The sequence below is a fragment of the Moritella sp. 5 genome (assembly GCF_018219455.1).
Taxonomy (GTDB): domain Bacteria; phylum Pseudomonadota; class Gammaproteobacteria; order Enterobacterales; family Moritellaceae; genus Moritella.
On the sequence record NZ_CP056122.1, the window covers coordinates 264,404 to 280,961 of the forward strand.

Genomic DNA, 16,558 nt, shown 5'->3' on the forward strand with positions numbered 1-16,558 from the left:
TATGTTTGGCATTAAGTGGGATTTAGGCAAGGTTATCATGACTGACATCGGCCAGCATAAGCGAGTCGTTAGTCTATTGTTTGCCATCTTAATTTCCGCTTTTGCCGTGATCATGCTAACGCATGAAACCCGTTTACTCACTAATAATAAAGAGCAGTTACTGACTCAGCGCGACTTTACAGATATTGAATGGCGCAACTTATTGTTAGAGCAAAGTACGCTAGAAGAACACAGTAAAATTGAATACACCGCAAAACATAAACTCGGTATGTATCGACCAAGTACTGCAGAAGAGAAATTGGTGGAACAGCAGTGACAAATCGTAGAAATATTGCCCACGAAGAACCAGCCAATTTTATCCTTTGGCGTTATCATTTAGTTGCGGCCACGGTCGTTATTATCTTTTTAAGCTTACTAGCCCGTACCGCTTACATTCAAGTGATCAATCCTGAACATCTGCGTAAACAAGCAGATATGCGTTCTCTACGGGTCACGTCACAGCAAGTTCAACGCGGTATTATCACCGATCGTAATGGTGTTGAATTGGCGGTTAGTGTTCCGGTGATGGCCATTCATGTTGATCCTCGCACAATTAAGAATAAAAATAGTTTTGATAACAAACGCGCATGGCAAGCTTTTGCAGAAATCTTAGATCTAAATCTTGCTGAACTGCAAGCAAAAATAATGGCATCTAATGGTCGTTTTATGTATATCAAGCGCCAAATTAGTCCTGCGGTTGCTAAGTATGTTGATGAATTAAAACTAGTCGGCGTGAGCCAAGTACCAGAGTCGCGCCGTTTTTATCCCACAGGTGAAGTCAGTGCACAACTGGTTGGCATGACTAATATTGATGACATTGGTATTGAAGGCGTTGAAAAGGCTTATGATGATTTCCTTACTGGCACACCAGGTAAACGAATTGTCCGTAAAGACCGGTTAGGGAATGTCATTGAAGACATCTCTGTTATTCAGCAAAGTGAACAAGCTAATAATATTCAACTCAGTATCGATCAACGCATCCAATCATTAGCTTATCAGCGCTTGAAAAAAGCGGTTAAATACAATGGTGCCGTGTCGGGCTCATTGGTGATGATTGATGTTAAAACCGGGGAAATATTAGCAATGGTAAATAGTCCATCGTTTAACCCCAACAATCGTAACAAATATGACAGTTATAAGTTAAAGAATCGGGCTATCACGGATAGTTACGAACCGGGCTCCACCATTAAACCGTTAGTGATTGCCAGTGGTTTAGATAATGGCATTATTGCCGCCGATTCTATCATTGATACCAACCCTGGACGTATGCGTCTAGGTGGCCGTTTAGTACAAGATACCCGCAACCGTGGTGACATTACACTGGGCGATATTCTACGTTATTCATCGAACATGGGCGTAAGTAAAATAGCGTTGAAATTAGGCCATCAACGTTTACTCGATACTTACTATCAATTTGGCTTTGGTAATGAAAGTAGTTTGATCTTAAATGGTGAAAGTAGAGGTTATATGCCACGACGTTCACGCTGGTCAGAGTTTGAGAATGCAACGTTATCCTTTGGTTATGGCATGCAGTCGACGACATTACAGCTTGCTCATGCTTATGCAACGATTGGTTCAGGTGGTCTATATCGTCCACTGACGATCAGAAAACAAGAAACTATGCCATTGTCTGAACGGGTGTTATCTGAAGATAACGCGAAAGAGCTATTACTCATGATGGAAAGCGTGGTAACAAAAGGCGGTACGGGTCAGAGAGCTAGCATTGATGGTTATCGTGTTGCAGGTAAAACTGGTACTTCCCGTAAGGCGATTGCGGGTGGTTATGGCGATGATTATGTTGCTTTATTTGCCGGTGTCGCACCTGTGTCTAACCCACGCTTTGCATTAGTAGTGGTGATTGACTCTCCAAGTGGTGATCGTTATTACGGCGGTGTGATCGCGGCGCCAGTATTTGCGGAAGTAATGGAAAGAACATTGCAAATGTTGAATATAACACCAGATAAAAAACAATCATTAACGATCACGGCAAAAGACTCTTAAGAAGTTAAACGGCGCTAAGGCGTTTAAGGATTGTTAAATGCCACGGGCTTTAAATATTAAGGGTTTGGAAATGAATTCGTCATGTCGAGTCTTATCTCTACAAACGTGGAATATTGATCTTGAATTAGCGGTTAACGCGTTGATCATTGATAGTCGGAAAGTACAAGCGGGCGACTGTTTTGTCGCGATAAATGGTCATGCCCTTGATGGTCGCCGATTTATTGGAAATGCATTACAATGTGGTGCGATATTGGTATTGAAAGACGCTGATATTCAGGCTGAACATGGTCATATTGAATATGTTGATGGTATCCCTATTGTCGCTTTTTTTGGTCTTAATCAGGCCTTATCCGCATTAGCCGATAGTTTTTATGGATTCCCTTCGCAGCAATTAAAACTTGTCGGTGTTACTGGCACGAATGGTAAAAGCACGATCACGCAGATTATTGCTAATTGGGTTACTTTATTAAACGGTAAAGCTGGCGTGATGGGTACGATCGGTAATGGCTTATTCGATCAATTAGTGCAAACCGAAAATACCACAGGTAGCGGCTTAGATGTACAAGCTGAAATAGCGAATCAAGTGCAACAAGGTGCAGAATTGTGTGCCATGGAAGTATCCTCACACGGCTTGATCCAAGGTCGTGTGAATTCGCTCGATTTTGATGTGGCATTATTTACCAATCTAACCCGTGATCATCTTGATTATCATGGAGATATGGATACTTATGCTAATGCCAAAAAAATCTTATTTCAAGGTACTGTGAAGCATAAGATCCTTAACGTTGATGATGCTTATGGTAAAGCGTGGTCACAGCAATGGCCTGATGCTATTCAATTTTCAGTCCAGCAAGATTTATCAGATTATTCTGGCACCTTTTTATGTTGTAGTGACTTGAGTTTTGATACCGGTGGTTTTAGCTGTGAGTTAAAAACTAGCTGGGGTGAAGGTACATTGCAATGTGGTTTAATTGGCGAGTTTAACGCTTCTAACGTGGTGGCCGCTTGCGCGAGCTTGTTAGCACTGGGTTATGATTTAGATGATTTATTACAGGTAGCACCAAAACTAACCGCTGTATGTGGCCGTATGGAATTATTCAAACAAGCGGGGCAAGCTGCTTGCGTTGTTGATTATGCACATACACCTGACGCATTAGAAAAAGCATTAAAAGCATTACGTGTGCATTGTGAGGGTAAACTTTGGTGTATTTATGGCTGTGGTGGTGACCGAGATACAGGTAAAAGACCATTAATGGCACAAGTTGCTGAACAATTTTCAGATATGGCTGTCATTACTGATGATAATCCGCGTACAGAGTCTGCCTTTTCGATTGTAGCTGATATGCTAACCGGTCTTGCTAACCCCGATGCGATGCAAGTTATTCACGATCGCTGTCGTGCTATTCATTGGGCGTTGGAACAAAGTCGTGCAGACGATATTATTTTAGTGGCGGGTAAAGGTCATGAAGATTATCAAATTATCGGTGTAGAGAAACACTATTATAGTGATCGAGAAACGATCACAGAGATGTTGGGTAACAAACAATGATTAGTTTAACGTTAAGTGCGATCGCAGCACAGCTCAATAGCAAGCTGCAAGGTGATGATGTCGTCATTACTCACGTTTCAACAGATACACGCACGATTAAAGTTGGTGATTTGTTTGTTGCGTTAAGTGGTGATAATTTTGATGCCAATAGTTTTGTTGCTAAAGCGGCAGAGCAAGGTGCTATCGCAGCTATCGTTACAAAAAAACAAGCGGTGGATATACCGCAAATTATGGTAAAAGATAGCCGTATTGCGTTAGGTTTGTTAGGTAAAATGGTGCGTGAACAAGTTAATCCTAAAGTTGCAGCGCTTACAGGCAGTAATGGTAAAACCACGACGAAAGAAATGTTGGCAGCAATTTTAAAGCAAGTCGCCCCAACCTTAGCAACTGCAGGTAATTTTAATAACGATATTGGTGTTCCACTGACACTATTACGCTTACAGCAAGAAGATCAATTTGCGGTGATGGAGCTTGGTGCTAATCATAAAAAAGAAATTGCTTATACCACGGGATTGGTATTGCCAGATGTGGTGTTAATTAATAATGTTGATGCGGCACACTTAGAAGGCTTTGGTGATCTACAGGGCATCGCATTGGCTAAAAGTGAGATATTATCAGGGGTTAAGCAACAAGGTATGGCGGTACTAAATCGCGATGATAAGTTTTATCAATACTGGTTACGTAAAGTTGATTCACAGCGACATGTTAACTTTTCGGTTGTTGATGAGAGTGCTGATTATTTTGCAGCTAATATTGAATTTGATAGTTCGGGTAACCCGACGTTTAGATTATGTACGCCAGATAGTGACTGTACAATTAACTTAGGTGTTGCAGGTCGTCATAATGTCGCTAATGCATTAGCTGCCGCTGCAATGGCAAGTTGTTTTGGTATTGATATTAAAACCATTAAGTTAGGCCTTGAATCTATGGTTAGTGTACAGGGCCGATTGAAAATATCACAATTAACTTCACGTATTCGTATTATTGATGATAGCTATAATGCCAATATTGCCTCAGTAAAGGCGGCCATTGATGTATTAACCCATTTCAAATCAACAAACGTATTGGTAATGGGCGATATGGGAGAACTGGGTGTTAGTACTGCTGATATGCATCAACAAGTTGGACATTATGCTCAGCAGAAACAGGTTGATCATGTTTATACTTGTGGTGCTGTTAGCCGTGAAGCTGCATTAACTGCTGGTGTTATTGGTCGCGCCTTTTTAGCACAGCCAGCACTGGTTGATGCGTTAGTTGACTTAATCACTACTGCTCCTAAAGAGCAGATGTTTACTTTATTATTTAAAGGTTCCCGTAGTGCTAAAATGGAGCAGGCAATTAGTTTGTTAACCACAAAGCTATCTAAGAACAGTGCTATGTTAATCGAAAATACAATGTTAGTTAAAAATACAGTATAAGGAAATAAAATGTTAGTTTGGTTGTTCGAATCTTTAAGTGAGCATTTCTCGCTATTCAGAGTTTTTTCATATCTCACATTTCGTGCAATTATCACGATAATTACCTCGTTATTACTGACATTATGGATGGGACCTAAACTTATCCGCTATTTGCAAGATATGCAGATTGGTCAAGTGGTACGTGATGATGGCCCTGAATCACATTTCAGTAAACGTGGTACGCCAACAATGGGTGGCGTAATGATTCTAGTTTCAATTTTAGTATCAACGCTATTATGGGCAAGATTAGATAATGCTTATGTTTGGATCATGATGTTTGTGTTTGTCGCGTTTGGTGCGATTGGTTTTGTGGATGACTATCGCAAAGTGATCCGTAAAGATACCGATGGCTTGATTGCGCGTTGGAAGTATTTCTGGCAGTCAGCGGTCGCAATTGGTATCGCTGTTTATCTCTATGCAACGGCAGGTTCGGCGGCAGAAACGACATTAGTTGTGCCTTTCTTTAAAGAATATATGCCAGAACTTGGATTGTTATTCATTGTATTAACTTATTTTGTGATTGTGGGGAGTAGTAATGCGGTTAACTTAACCGATGGTTTGGATGGTTTAGCTATCTTACCAACGGTATTAGTGGCGGGTGCATTTATGCTTGTATCTTACTTAACAGGTAACGTTAAATTTGCTGAGTATCTGTTTATCCCTTACATCCCACAAGCCAGTGAATTAGTGATTGTTTGTGCGGCGATGGTTGGTGCCGGACTTGGCTTCTTATGGTTTAACACGTACCCAGCGCAAGTATTTATGGGCGATGTTGGTTCATTAGCATTAGGTGCGGGTTTAGGTACGCTAGCGGTATTGGTTCGCCAAGAGTTTATGTTGGTGATCATGGGTGGTGTTTTTGTTATGGAAACAGTATCGGTTATCTTACAAGTAGGTTCTTATAAGTTACGTGGTCAACGTATCTTTAGAATGGCACCAATTCATCACCATTATGAACTAAAAGGTTGGCCTGAACCGCGTGTGATTGTACGCTTTTGGATCATTACTATTATTTTAGTACTCATTGGCTTAGCAACGTTGAAGGTACGCTAATGACACAATTATCTGAGCAAAATATGGCATCGTCTATCGTTATTGTTGGTTTAGGCCAAACCGGTCTGTCTTGTGTCCGTTATTTTCTAAAACAAGGCATAGTTCCTGTTGTTGTGGATAGTCGTGATGCACCGCCGGGACAAGATGAGTTGCCAGCTCAGGTAACCTTATATAAGGGTGGCTTACACCCAGAGATCTTATTACAAGCTAAACAATTAGTTGTTAGTCCAGGTATTGCTATTGCAACGCCTGCGATTGCTGCTGCGCAACAACATGGTGTTGAAGTTATTGGTGATATTGAATTGTTTGTCAGGGCTGCAAAAGCGCCCATTATTGCCATCACTGGCTCAAACGGTAAATCAACCGTGACCACACTGGTTGGTGAAATGGCGAATGCGGCAGGCGTGATAACCGCAATCGGTGGCAACATTGGCATTCCAGCATTAGACCTACTGGATGTAGCCGATCCTTATCAGTTATATGTGTTAGAGCTTTCAAGCTTTCAATTAGAAACGACCCATAGTCTAAAGGCTATTGCTGCGACCGTACTGAATGTAACAGACGACCATCTTGATCGTTACCCTGATTTCGAAGCCTATCGCCAAGCCAAATTATCAATTTATCAGCATGCGCAAACCGTGGTGACAAATCGTGATGATGTATTAACGGCTTGTCCTGAACAAGATAATACATTCAATGCTGTTAAGCGTAGTTTTGGTGAGGATGATACTGACTATGGCTTGATTCAACAACAAGGAAGGATGTGGCTTGCTTATCAAGGTGAGGGTATTATCAGCGCCGATGAGTTACAGATCACCGGTGTGCATAATTTAATGAACGCATTATCTGCCATTGCCCTGCTTGATGCGGCAGGTGTGGATAGAACTAAAACGTTACCGGGCTTGCGTCAATTTACGGGGCTAGCACATCGCTGTGAGTTTATTCGTGAACTTAATGGGGTAAGGTGGATTAATGATACTAAGGCCACCAATGTCGGAGCTACACTAGCAGCGCTGGCCGGGTTGAAAAGCAGTGTTAAAGGACACTTATACCTGATTGCTGGCGGTGATGGAAAAGGCGCTGATTTTAGTCCTTTAGTCCCCGCATTACGTGATGACATTGCGTTGACGTATTGCTTTGGCAAAGACGGTGAACGTTTTTCGGCGTTAGCGGAAAATACGAAACAGGTTCCTGACTTGGCCGTTGCGATTGCTGAAATTAGTGAGTTTGTACAACCGGGTGACTGGGTTTTGTTGTCACCTGCGTGTGCAAGTATCGATATGTACGCTAATTTTATGGCTCGGGGTGACCACTTTAGAGCGCTAGTGAAGGCATTATAATGGAATTTCTGACACGGACGAAAGCCTATTTATTAGGTGCTGAAGAGCAGCGCGCGGCGGTTTATGATCGCCAGCTATTATTATTAGCGATTATTTTAATGATGGTTGGTTTGGTGATGGTTGCATCGGCATCCTTACCAGAAGGTATTGCGTTGGGTGATGATCCCTTCATGTTTGTGAAAAAGCATTTAGTCTTTCTGAGCGTGTCCTTGTGTGCCGCAATCTGTGTGTTGAATGTACCGATTGCTTTTTATGAGCGTAATAGCGTGCGGTTTTTATTTGTCGCTATTGCTTTATTGATCGTGGTATTAGTCATTGGTCGTACGGTTAATGGCAGTACTCGTTGGATCTCGTTTGGCCCCTTGAATATGCAGCCCGCCGAGTTTGCTAAATTTGCCCTCTTTATTTATTTTTCAGGTTATTTAGTCCGTCAAAAAAGCTTATTACAAGAAAGCTATAAAGGTTTTGTAAATGGCTTACTGGTGATCGCTGTTATCTCTACATTGCTTCTTTTTCAACCTGATTTCGGCTCTGTGATGGTTATTTTAACCACCAGTGTAGCACTGTTATTTATCGGTGGTGCAAAGTTGGTGCACTTCATGGCACTATGTGTTGTGGCTATTTTACTGGGTGTATTAGCGGTGATATTATCGCCGTATCGAATGCGACGGATAACCTCTTTTCTTGACCCTTGGGATGATCCATTTGGTAGTGGTTATCAACTAACCCAATCCTTAATGGCATTTGGCCGTGGTAGTTTTAGCGGTGAAGGGCTTGGTAACTCGATTCAAAAATTAGAGTATCTACCAGAAGCTCATACCGATTTTGTATTTGCAATTCTAGCTGAAGAATTAGGTTTTGTTGGCGTTTTTATCGTCTTGATACTACAGATGTTATTGGTATTTAAAGCGCTGCAAATTGGTCGTCGTAGTCTGGAAATGGATCAATTTTTTGCTGGTTTTTTAGCAATTAGCATTGGTGTTTGGTTTTGTTTTCAAACCTTGGTTAACGTTGGTGCAGCCTCCGGATTATTACCAACGAAAGGGTTAACATTACCCCTCGTGAGTTATGGTGGGTCGAGTTTATTAATTATGAGTTGTGCTGTGGCGGTGCTATTACGAATCGATTATGAATATCGTGCACAAAAAGTGTCGATGTCAAATAGTACAGCGACCAGTTAGTTATCATATGTATGAGCACGTTACGCCTTAACATAACTGATTAAATCTTATTACAATGAAAGATAATATTATGACAAAACGTTTATTAGTGATGGCTGGTGGCACTGGTGGTCACGTATTTCCTGGTATTGCGGTTGCAAAACATTTAAAAAAGCAGGGGTGGGCGATTCACTGGATTGGTACTGCGGATCGGATGGAAGCCGATTTAGTCCCACAACATGGTTTTGATATTTCATTCATTGATATTTCAGGGGTGCGTGGTAACGGGGTTAAGCGTTTATGCCTTGCACCCTTTCGAATTTTAAAATCCGTGTTACAGGCACGTAAAGTGATGAAAAACTTCAAACCTGATGTTGTTTTAGGGATGGGGGGGTTTGCTAGTGGACCGGGTGGCGTAGCGGCTTGGTTACAAGGTATTCCTGTGGTATTGCATGAGCAAAATGCGGCGGCAGGTCTCACTAACCGTCTATTAGCTAAAATTGCTAAACGTGTACTAATGGCCTTTCCTGGTGCATTTTCTCAGGGTCTGTTGGTAGGCAATCCAGTACGTGAAGATGTATTGGCTTTACATGCACTACCACACGTGAGCACAGATAAGCTGACGGTATTGGTTGTTGGTGGTAGCTTAGGCGCAAAAGTATTAAATGAAACGTTACCAGCAGCACTGGCGCTATTACCCCAAGATAAAATTAGTATTCGCCATCAAGTGGGTAAAAATAATAGTACTGCGGTGAATGTTGCTTATCAGTCAGTAGGTGTTACAGCTGATATTAAAGTATCTGATTTTATTGATGATATGGCGCAAGCTTATTATCAAGCTGATGTGGTAGTGTGTCGTGCAGGCGCGTTGACTGTGTCAGAGGTGGCTGTTGCAGGACTACCCGCTATTTTTATTCCATTACCACATGCAGTGGATGATCATCAGACTAAAAATGCCCAATCATTGGTACAAGCAGGTGGCGCGGTATTACTCCCACAAAGCCAATTAAATGCAGTGGATTTAGCCAAATTATTACAGCAATGGATTGACGATGAAGCACAACTTGTCGCTATGTCAAATGCAGCCAAAAGTGCTGCTATTCTAGATGCAACTGAGCAGGTCGCAAATGCCTGTTCAGCATTAAGTTAAGAGAGATAGATAATGTCTGAACAAAAGATCGCACAACTAAGAACGGTAGTGCCAGAGATGCGTCGTGTGAAAACTATTCATTTTGTTGGCATCGGTGGTGCTGGCATGGGTGGGATCGCAGAAGTATTAGCAAATGAAGGTTATCAGATCACGGGTTCTGATCTCGCGCCTAATCCAGTGACTGAACGTTTAGTCAAATTAGGTGCAAAAATTAATTTTGAGCATAAAGCTGAAAATGTACTGAATGCTAGCGTAGTGGTGGTATCAACGGCTATCGATCTCACTAATCCTGAAATTATGGCTGCACATGAAAACCGTATTCCGGTGATTAAACGTGCTGAAATGCTAGCAGAATTAATGCGTTTTCGTCATGGGATTGCGATTGCAGGCACACATGGCAAAACGTCGACTACAGCGCTAGTAACAGGTATTTACCATCAAGCAGGCTTAGATCCTACATTTGTTAATGGCGGATTAGTGAAGAGCACTGGCACCAATGCTGGTTTAGGTAAAAGTCGTTATCTGATTGCTGAAGCGGATGAGAGCGATGCATCATTCTTACTACTGCAGCCGATGGTTGCTGTCGTGACGAATATCGAAGCTGACCATATGGATACGTATGGTGGTGATTTTGCTAAATTAGAAAAAACCTTTATGGATTTTCTGCATAACTTGCCATTTTACGGTTTAGCCGTGATGTGCGCTGATGATGCAGTTATTGAAAAGTTGATCCCAGATATTGGTCGTCAGGTCGTGACTTATGGTTTCTCCGAAAATGCCGATGTACGTATTATTGATTATGTGCAAAAAGGTCATAAAAGTCATTTTACCATTTGTCGTAAAGATCGCGAAAATTTACGTGTTAGCTTGAATTCTCCGGGTCAACATAATGCCTTAAATGCGACAGCTGCAGTAGCTGTCGCGACTGAAGATGGTATTGATGATAGCGCGATTATTACCGCGCTCGCTAACTTTGCGGGTACTGGTCGACGTTTTGATCATCTTGGTGAATTTGATTCAGGTACAGGTAATGTGATGCTGGTTGATGACTATGGTCATCACCCGACCGAGCTTGATGTTACTATTACTGCCGCACGTGCAGGCTGGCCTGAAAAACGTTTGGTTTCGGTATTCCAACCACATCGTTATACACGTACCCGTGATTTGTATGAAGATTTCGCAAACGTGTTATCAAAGGTTGATCTGTTATTTTTATTAGAAGTATATCCGGCAGGTGAAGAACCCATTCCTGGTGCTGATAGTCGCTCATTATGTCGTAGTATTAGACAACGTGGTAATATTGAACCAATTTTTGTTTCTAGTCCTGATGAAATCCCAGCCATTTTAGCTGAGCATTTACAACACGGTGACTTGGTATTAACCCAAGGTGCTGGTAATGTGGGTACGCTTGCTAAGGAACTGGCAGCAATGGAAATGAATGTTAGTACGATGAAACAATGGAAGAAGTAATCATGAGCGTAACAAGCATTAAAAAAGTAGCGGTATTATTTGGTGGATATTCTGCCGAACGTGAAGTCTCACTAAAATCGGGTATCGCAGTCACATCTGGCTTACAACGTGCGGGTGTTGATGCGCATGCTTTAGATACCGCTGAATACGATGTTAGTCAACTGAGGGGTGATGGTTTCACCCATGCGTTTATTGCGCTACATGGCCGCGGTGGCGAAGACGGTGTGATGCAAGGTGCGTTAGAGCAGCTTGCCATTCCTTATACCGGTAGCCGGGTTTTAGGCGCCGCATTAGCGATGGATAAGATCCGTACTAAACAAATCTGGCAGTCTCAAGGTTTACCGACTGCGCTTTATCGTATTGTTACACCAAATCATTTTGATAATGCGATAGCAAGCGATATTATTGCGGATCTTGGTTCTCCGGTAATAATTAAACCGGCGAAAGAAGGCTCCAGCATCGGTATGGCGAAAGTGCATAATGTAGCGGAATTAGAAACGGCGGTCATGGCTGCGTTTGAATATGATAATGAGATCTTAATTGAGCAATGGATTGAAGGGCCTGAATTCACGGTTGCGATCTTAGGTGATGAAGTGTTGCCGGTTATTCAGCTTAAAACACCAAATACGTTTTATGATTACCAAGCTAAGTACCAATCAAATACCACTGAGTACTTGTGTCCAGCCCCCATTACCGATGAACAACGCCAACAACTGCAAGCTTATGCATTAAAAGCATTTCGTGCTGTAGCAGCAGAGGGCTGGGGCCGTGTTGATGCAATGTTAGATGCACGGGGTCAGTTTCAATTGTTGGAAGTAAATACGGTACCGGGCATGACTGAAAAAAGTTTAGTGCCAATGGCGGCCAATGCTGCTGGGTATAACTTCGAGAGTTTAGTTGCTAAAGTATTAGCGCTCGCGCATTAATAAACGAATTTTGATATGACAGCTGTTATTCCAACACCGAGAAATGAAGCCTTAGATGATAATATCTACGCGCTCACAGAACTTGAGATTCAAGCGGATGAATTTTGCGCTGAAGAATTAGCACCATTACGTTTAAGGCGTAGTTTAGGTCTCTTTTTCTTTTTTTTGGTGTTAGTATTTTTTAGCTGGATGTTTAGCAGTATGGAAGCATACTTGACCGATGCCAGCAAAATGCCAATGTCAGCCCTGATTATTCAGGGGGACCGAGAGTATGTCAGTGACGACGATATCCGAGCCGTCTTGTTACAAAAGCCGGCAATAGAAAATTATTTTTCGGTAAATGTTGATGATATTCAAAATAAAATTGAATCGTTACCTTGGGTTTATCACGCGTCGGTACGAAAAAGTTGGCCTGATTTATTACGTGTATATATTCAAGAACAACCCGTAGTTGCAGTGTGGAATGATACGCACTTGTTGAACGAAGACGGGATAGTGTTTGATGCAGCTATGAATAGTGCGCCGAAATCATTAGTGAAACTTTATAGTCCGAATGATAAAATCGAACAAACACTGGCCAAATTTAATGAGTTCAATGGATTGCTGAAGCTAAATAATTATAAAATAGTTAAAGTTTCGCTTAATTTACGTAATGCAATCACGGTCGAATTAAGTAATGGTATTATGCTGCGTTTAGGACGAGAAAATGCAATATCACGGATTCAGCGTTATATCGATTATGTTGCAGTATTAGATAAAGAAAAGATAGCCTATATAGATTTACGTTACGATACAGGTTTCTCAGTTGGCTGGAAAAATGACAATAAAGAGTAATGATAATGACTAAGTCGATGGAACGAAAATTAATTGTAGGTTTAGATGTCGGCACATCAAAAATTGCCGTTGTTGTCGGTGAATTATTACCAGACGGTGAACTGAACATTATCGGTTTAGGACAAAGTGCATCGAGAGGCATGGATAAAGGGGGGGTAAACGACCTGGAATCTGTTGTTAAAGCGGTTCAGCGTGCGAAACAAGAAGCCGAAATGATGGCGGATATGAAAATATCTTCTGTCTACCTGAGCATTTCAGGTAAACACATTAGCAGCCAAGATGAAATTGGCATGGTGGCAATCTCGGAAGATGAAGTCACACAAGATGATGTAGATAATGTGATCTACACTGCAAGATCTGTGAGAATTCGTGACGAACATCGAATTTTACACGTAATTCCACAAGAATATGCTATTGATTATCAAGAACGGATTAAAAATCCAGTCGGTTTATCCGGTGTTCGGATGAAAGCGAAGGTACATTTGATCACCTGTCACAATGATATGGCAAAAAATATTGTAAAATGTGCAGAGCGTTGTGAACTACAAGTGGATAAATTAATTTTTTCTGCTCTCGCATCAAGTTATGCCGTTGTGACCGATGATGAAAAAGAACTTGGTGTATGTGTTGTCGATATTGGCGGTGGCACTATTGATATCGCTGTATTTTATGATGGTTCATTACGTCATACATCAGTATTTTCGTATGCAGGTAATGCAGTTACTAGTGATATTGCGTATGCATTTGGTACCCCTCCTGCAGACGCAGAAGAGATTAAAGTTAACTTTGGTTGTGCGCATGCTCAGTTATTACAACGTGATGATACTATCGAAGTTGCAAGTGTCGGTGGACGACCATCGCGCACTTTACAGCGACAAACACTTGCAGAAGTGATCGAACCTCGATATTCTGAACTATTCGGAATGGTTGAAGCTGAATTAAAAACTATTTTAGAGTCATTAAAACTGGATAAATTGGCGGCTGGCATTGTACTTACTGGTGGTGCGGCACAAATTGAAGGTTTAGTTGAATGTGCAGAAAGCGTATTCAACTCACAAGTTAGAATAGGTATTCCATTAAATATAAATGGATTAACTGAATATGTAAATACACCAGTGTATTCAACAGCGGTTGGCTTACTTCAGTTTGGTAAAGAACATCAGTTCGAACCAACAACAGACGTAGTCGTAGAACGGAATAATTGTAATCAGTTACTTAAAAGAATAATGAGCTGGTTCAAAGGCGGGTTTTAAAACCCTATAAGATTTTTGGAGATATTACCATGTTTGAACTACTAGATGATAGTCACGATGAAGCTGTCATTAAAGTCATTGGTGTTGGTGGCGGCGGCGGTAACGCTGTTGATCACATGGTCAGTGAAACAATTGAAGGTGTTGAATTTATTGTCGTAAATACGGATGCACAAGCATTACGTAATTCAGCCGCTGGATCTGTTATTCAAATCGGTAACACTATCACTAAAGGTTTGGGCGCGGGCGCAAACCCAACAGTAGGTCGTGAAGCTGCAATGGAAGATCGCGATAGTATTCGTGAGCAGCTGCAAGGTTCTGATATGATCTTTATTGCTGCGGGTATGGGCGGTGGTACAGGTACTGGTGCTGCTCCAGTTGTTGCTGAAATTGCTAAAGAATTAGGGATTTTAACGGTAGCTGTAGTTACTAAACCTTTCTCGTTTGAAGGTAAGCGTCGCTTGAGTTATGCACAAGCTGGTATCGATGCCTTAAGTGAACAAGTTGATTCTTTGATTACAATACCTAACGACAAATTATTGAAAGTATTGGGTCGTGGTGTCAGTTTATTAGATGCATTCAAAGCTGCCAATAACGTATTACTTGGTGCTGTACAAGGTATTGCGGAACTCATTACGCGTCCAGGTCTAATCAACGTGGATTTCGCCGATGTTCGCACAGTCATGAGTGAAATGGGTACTGCAATGATGGGTACCGGTGTTGCTTCTGGTGAAGATCGAGCCGCAGAAGCCGCAGAAGCTGCTATCTCAAGCCCATTACTTGATGATGTTGATTTAGCGGGTGCTCGGGGTATTCTGGTTAATATTACTGCTGGCCTCGATATCAATATCGAAGAGTTCGAAACAGTAGGTAATTCAGTTAAAGCTTTTGCTTCTGATAATGCAACGGTTGTTGTGGGCGCGGTAATTGACCCTGAAATGACGGATGAATTGCGTGTAACTGTGGTTGTTACGGGTATCGGTGCTGAAAACAAACCCGATATTACTTTAGTACCAACGCCAGCGAAAAAAATTGAAGAAGCGAAAGTTGAATCGACGAAAGTTGACGAAACAGTTAAAGCGACAGTTGTACCGGCCGATAACCAAGTCGATATACAGAAAATTGCTGTTGGTGAAAGTAATACGACAACGGCAACGAAAAGTGAACCGGATTATTTAGATATTCCGGCGTTCTTACGTCGCCAAGCAGACTAATACTTTACTGTATTATAGCTAGAACATGATTCAGTCTTTCGGGGTATTTTTAGCGTAAAGACTGAATTATATAAAACGTGTCTGGATTGGTGATTTTGCATTTCCAGTAGGGCTGTGGTAAATTGCTCGGCCTCGCGTTGGAGTGTGGGATTTAAATAGGGTGACATTAATGATTAAGCAAAGAACATTAAAACAAGCGGTACGTGGCACCGGTATCGGTCTGCATTCTGGCAACAAGGTTACCCTTAATCTTCGTCCAGCGGCAGCCAATACCGGTATTATTTACCGTCGTATCGATCTTGATCCAGTAGTTGATTTCAAAGCATCAGCTGACATGGTGAAAGATACAATGTTATGTACTTGTCTAATTAGCGAAGATGGTCATCGTATTTCGACTGTAGAGCATCTAAATGCGGCCTTAGCAGGTCTCGGCATTGATAATATTATTATTGAAGTAGATGCGGCTGAAATTCCAATTATGGATGGTAGTGCAAGTCCTTTTATTTTCTTACTGCAAAGTGCGGGAATCGAAGAGCTAAACTGCGCTAAGAAGTTTATTAAAATAAAACAACCTATACGTGTTGAAGATGGCGACAAATGGGCTGAATTTTTACCGTCGAACCATGGCTTTATTATGGATTTACGTATTGAATTTGATCATCCTGTGTTTGAAGGTCAAAATCAACATATTCGAGCAGACTTTTCGGGTGATTGGTTCCATCAAGAAATCAGCCGAGCACGTACTTTTGGCTTTATGAAAGACATTGAATATCTTCAATCGCAAGACCTTGCACTGGGTGGTAGCCTAGAGAACGCTATTGTGATCGATGAATTCCGTATTTTAAATGATGACGGTTTACGTTATGAAGATGAATTTGTGAAACATAAAGTACTTGATGCTGTCGGAGACCTGTACTTATCAGGTCATTCAATCCTAGGTGAGTTTAGAGCATTTAAAACTGGCCACGGCATGAATAATTTATTGCTAAGAGCATTACTTGCTAATCAAGAAGCATGGGAATTCACCACTGTAGATGAAGCCCAAGATGCACCAATTCGTTGGTTAGAATCAAATTTAGAACTGGCGTTATAATCTAATCAAATCGGTTTGGTAT

14 protein-coding genes are annotated in these 16,558 nt (G+C 41.6%); all 14 read left to right on the top strand.

Annotation, left to right across the window (positions count from 1 at the left end):
* The first annotated feature begins 1 nt into the window (after position 1).
* The 14 genes from ftsL to lpxC all read left to right on the top strand — a co-directional run bounded on the left by ftsL (position 2) and on the right by lpxC (position 16,536).
* Entirely contained in the window at positions 2-316 is a 315-nt protein-coding gene (gene ftsL, locus HWV01_RS01265) for a cell division protein FtsL (protein WP_211673719.1), read from the top strand.
* Positions 313-2,040: a penicillin-binding protein 2 gene (locus HWV01_RS01270; protein WP_211673720.1), complete on the top strand. Its 1,728-nt coding sequence runs from the start codon at positions 313-315 to the stop codon at positions 2,038-2,040. The genes ftsL and HWV01_RS01270 overlap by 4 nt, the downstream gene beginning before the upstream one ends.
* A 37-nt stretch (positions 2,041-2,077) precedes the next feature.
* Positions 2,078-3,589, top strand: a complete 1,512-nt coding sequence (murE, locus tag HWV01_RS01275; RefSeq protein ID WP_211673721.1) for a UDP-N-acetylmuramoyl-L-alanyl-D-glutamate--2,6-diaminopimelate ligase — start codon at positions 2,078-2,080, stop codon at positions 3,587-3,589.
* Positions 3,586-5,007, top strand: a complete 1,422-nt coding sequence (gene murF, locus HWV01_RS01280; RefSeq protein ID WP_211673722.1) for a UDP-N-acetylmuramoyl-tripeptide--D-alanyl-D-alanine ligase — start codon at positions 3,586-3,588, stop codon at positions 5,005-5,007. Before murE ends, murF begins: the two co-directional genes overlap by 4 nt.
* 9 nt (positions 5,008-5,016) lie before the next feature.
* Positions 5,017-6,099: a phospho-N-acetylmuramoyl-pentapeptide-transferase gene (gene mraY / locus HWV01_RS01285; protein WP_211673723.1), complete on the top strand. Its 1,083-nt coding sequence runs from the start codon at positions 5,017-5,019 to the stop codon at positions 6,097-6,099.
* Positions 6,099-7,439, top strand: a complete 1,341-nt coding sequence (gene murD, locus HWV01_RS01290; RefSeq protein ID WP_211673724.1) for a UDP-N-acetylmuramoyl-L-alanine--D-glutamate ligase — start codon at positions 6,099-6,101, stop codon at positions 7,437-7,439. Before mraY ends, murD begins: the two co-directional genes overlap by 1 nt.
* Positions 7,439-8,620 (top strand): cell division protein FtsW, encoded by a 1,182-nt coding sequence (ftsW, locus tag HWV01_RS01295; RefSeq protein ID WP_211673725.1) that lies wholly within the window; start codon positions 7,439-7,441, stop codon positions 8,618-8,620. Before murD ends, ftsW begins: the two co-directional genes overlap by 1 nt.
* A gap of 70 nt (positions 8,621-8,690) precedes the next feature.
* Entirely contained in the window at positions 8,691-9,749 is a 1,059-nt protein-coding gene (murG, locus tag HWV01_RS01300; RefSeq protein WP_211673726.1) for an undecaprenyldiphospho-muramoylpentapeptide beta-N-acetylglucosaminyltransferase, read from the top strand.
* A 9-nt stretch (positions 9,750-9,758) separates the two neighbouring features.
* The gene (murC, locus tag HWV01_RS01305) at positions 9,759-11,219 is read left to right on the top strand and encodes a UDP-N-acetylmuramate--L-alanine ligase (protein ID WP_211675599.1); all 1,461 of its coding nucleotides are present in this window, start codon (positions 9,759-9,761) and stop codon (positions 11,217-11,219) included.
* Positions 11,207-12,145: a D-alanine--D-alanine ligase gene (locus HWV01_RS01310; RefSeq protein ID WP_211673727.1), complete on the top strand. Its 939-nt coding sequence runs from the start codon at positions 11,207-11,209 to the stop codon at positions 12,143-12,145. Before murC ends, HWV01_RS01310 begins: the two co-directional genes overlap by 13 nt.
* A gap of 15 nt (positions 12,146-12,160) precedes the next feature.
* Entirely contained in the window at positions 12,161-12,979 is an 819-nt protein-coding gene (locus HWV01_RS01315; RefSeq protein WP_211673728.1) for a cell division protein FtsQ/DivIB, read from the top strand.
* A gap of 5 nt (positions 12,980-12,984) precedes the next feature.
* Complete coding sequence (ftsA, locus tag HWV01_RS01320) at positions 12,985-14,232, top strand: cell division protein FtsA (RefSeq protein ID WP_211673729.1); 1,248 nt, start codon at positions 12,985-12,987, stop codon at positions 14,230-14,232.
* Between the two features lie 29 nt (positions 14,233-14,261).
* The gene (gene ftsZ / locus HWV01_RS01325) at positions 14,262-15,443 is read left to right on the top strand and encodes a cell division protein FtsZ (RefSeq protein ID WP_211673730.1); all 1,182 of its coding nucleotides are present in this window, start codon (positions 14,262-14,264) and stop codon (positions 15,441-15,443) included.
* 169 nt (positions 15,444-15,612) lie between these two features.
* Positions 15,613-16,536, top strand: coding sequence for a UDP-3-O-acyl-N-acetylglucosamine deacetylase (gene lpxC, locus HWV01_RS01330; RefSeq protein ID WP_211673731.1), 924 nt, complete (start codon positions 15,613-15,615; stop codon positions 16,534-16,536).
* The last annotated feature ends 22 nt before the right edge of the window (positions 16,537-16,558 follow it).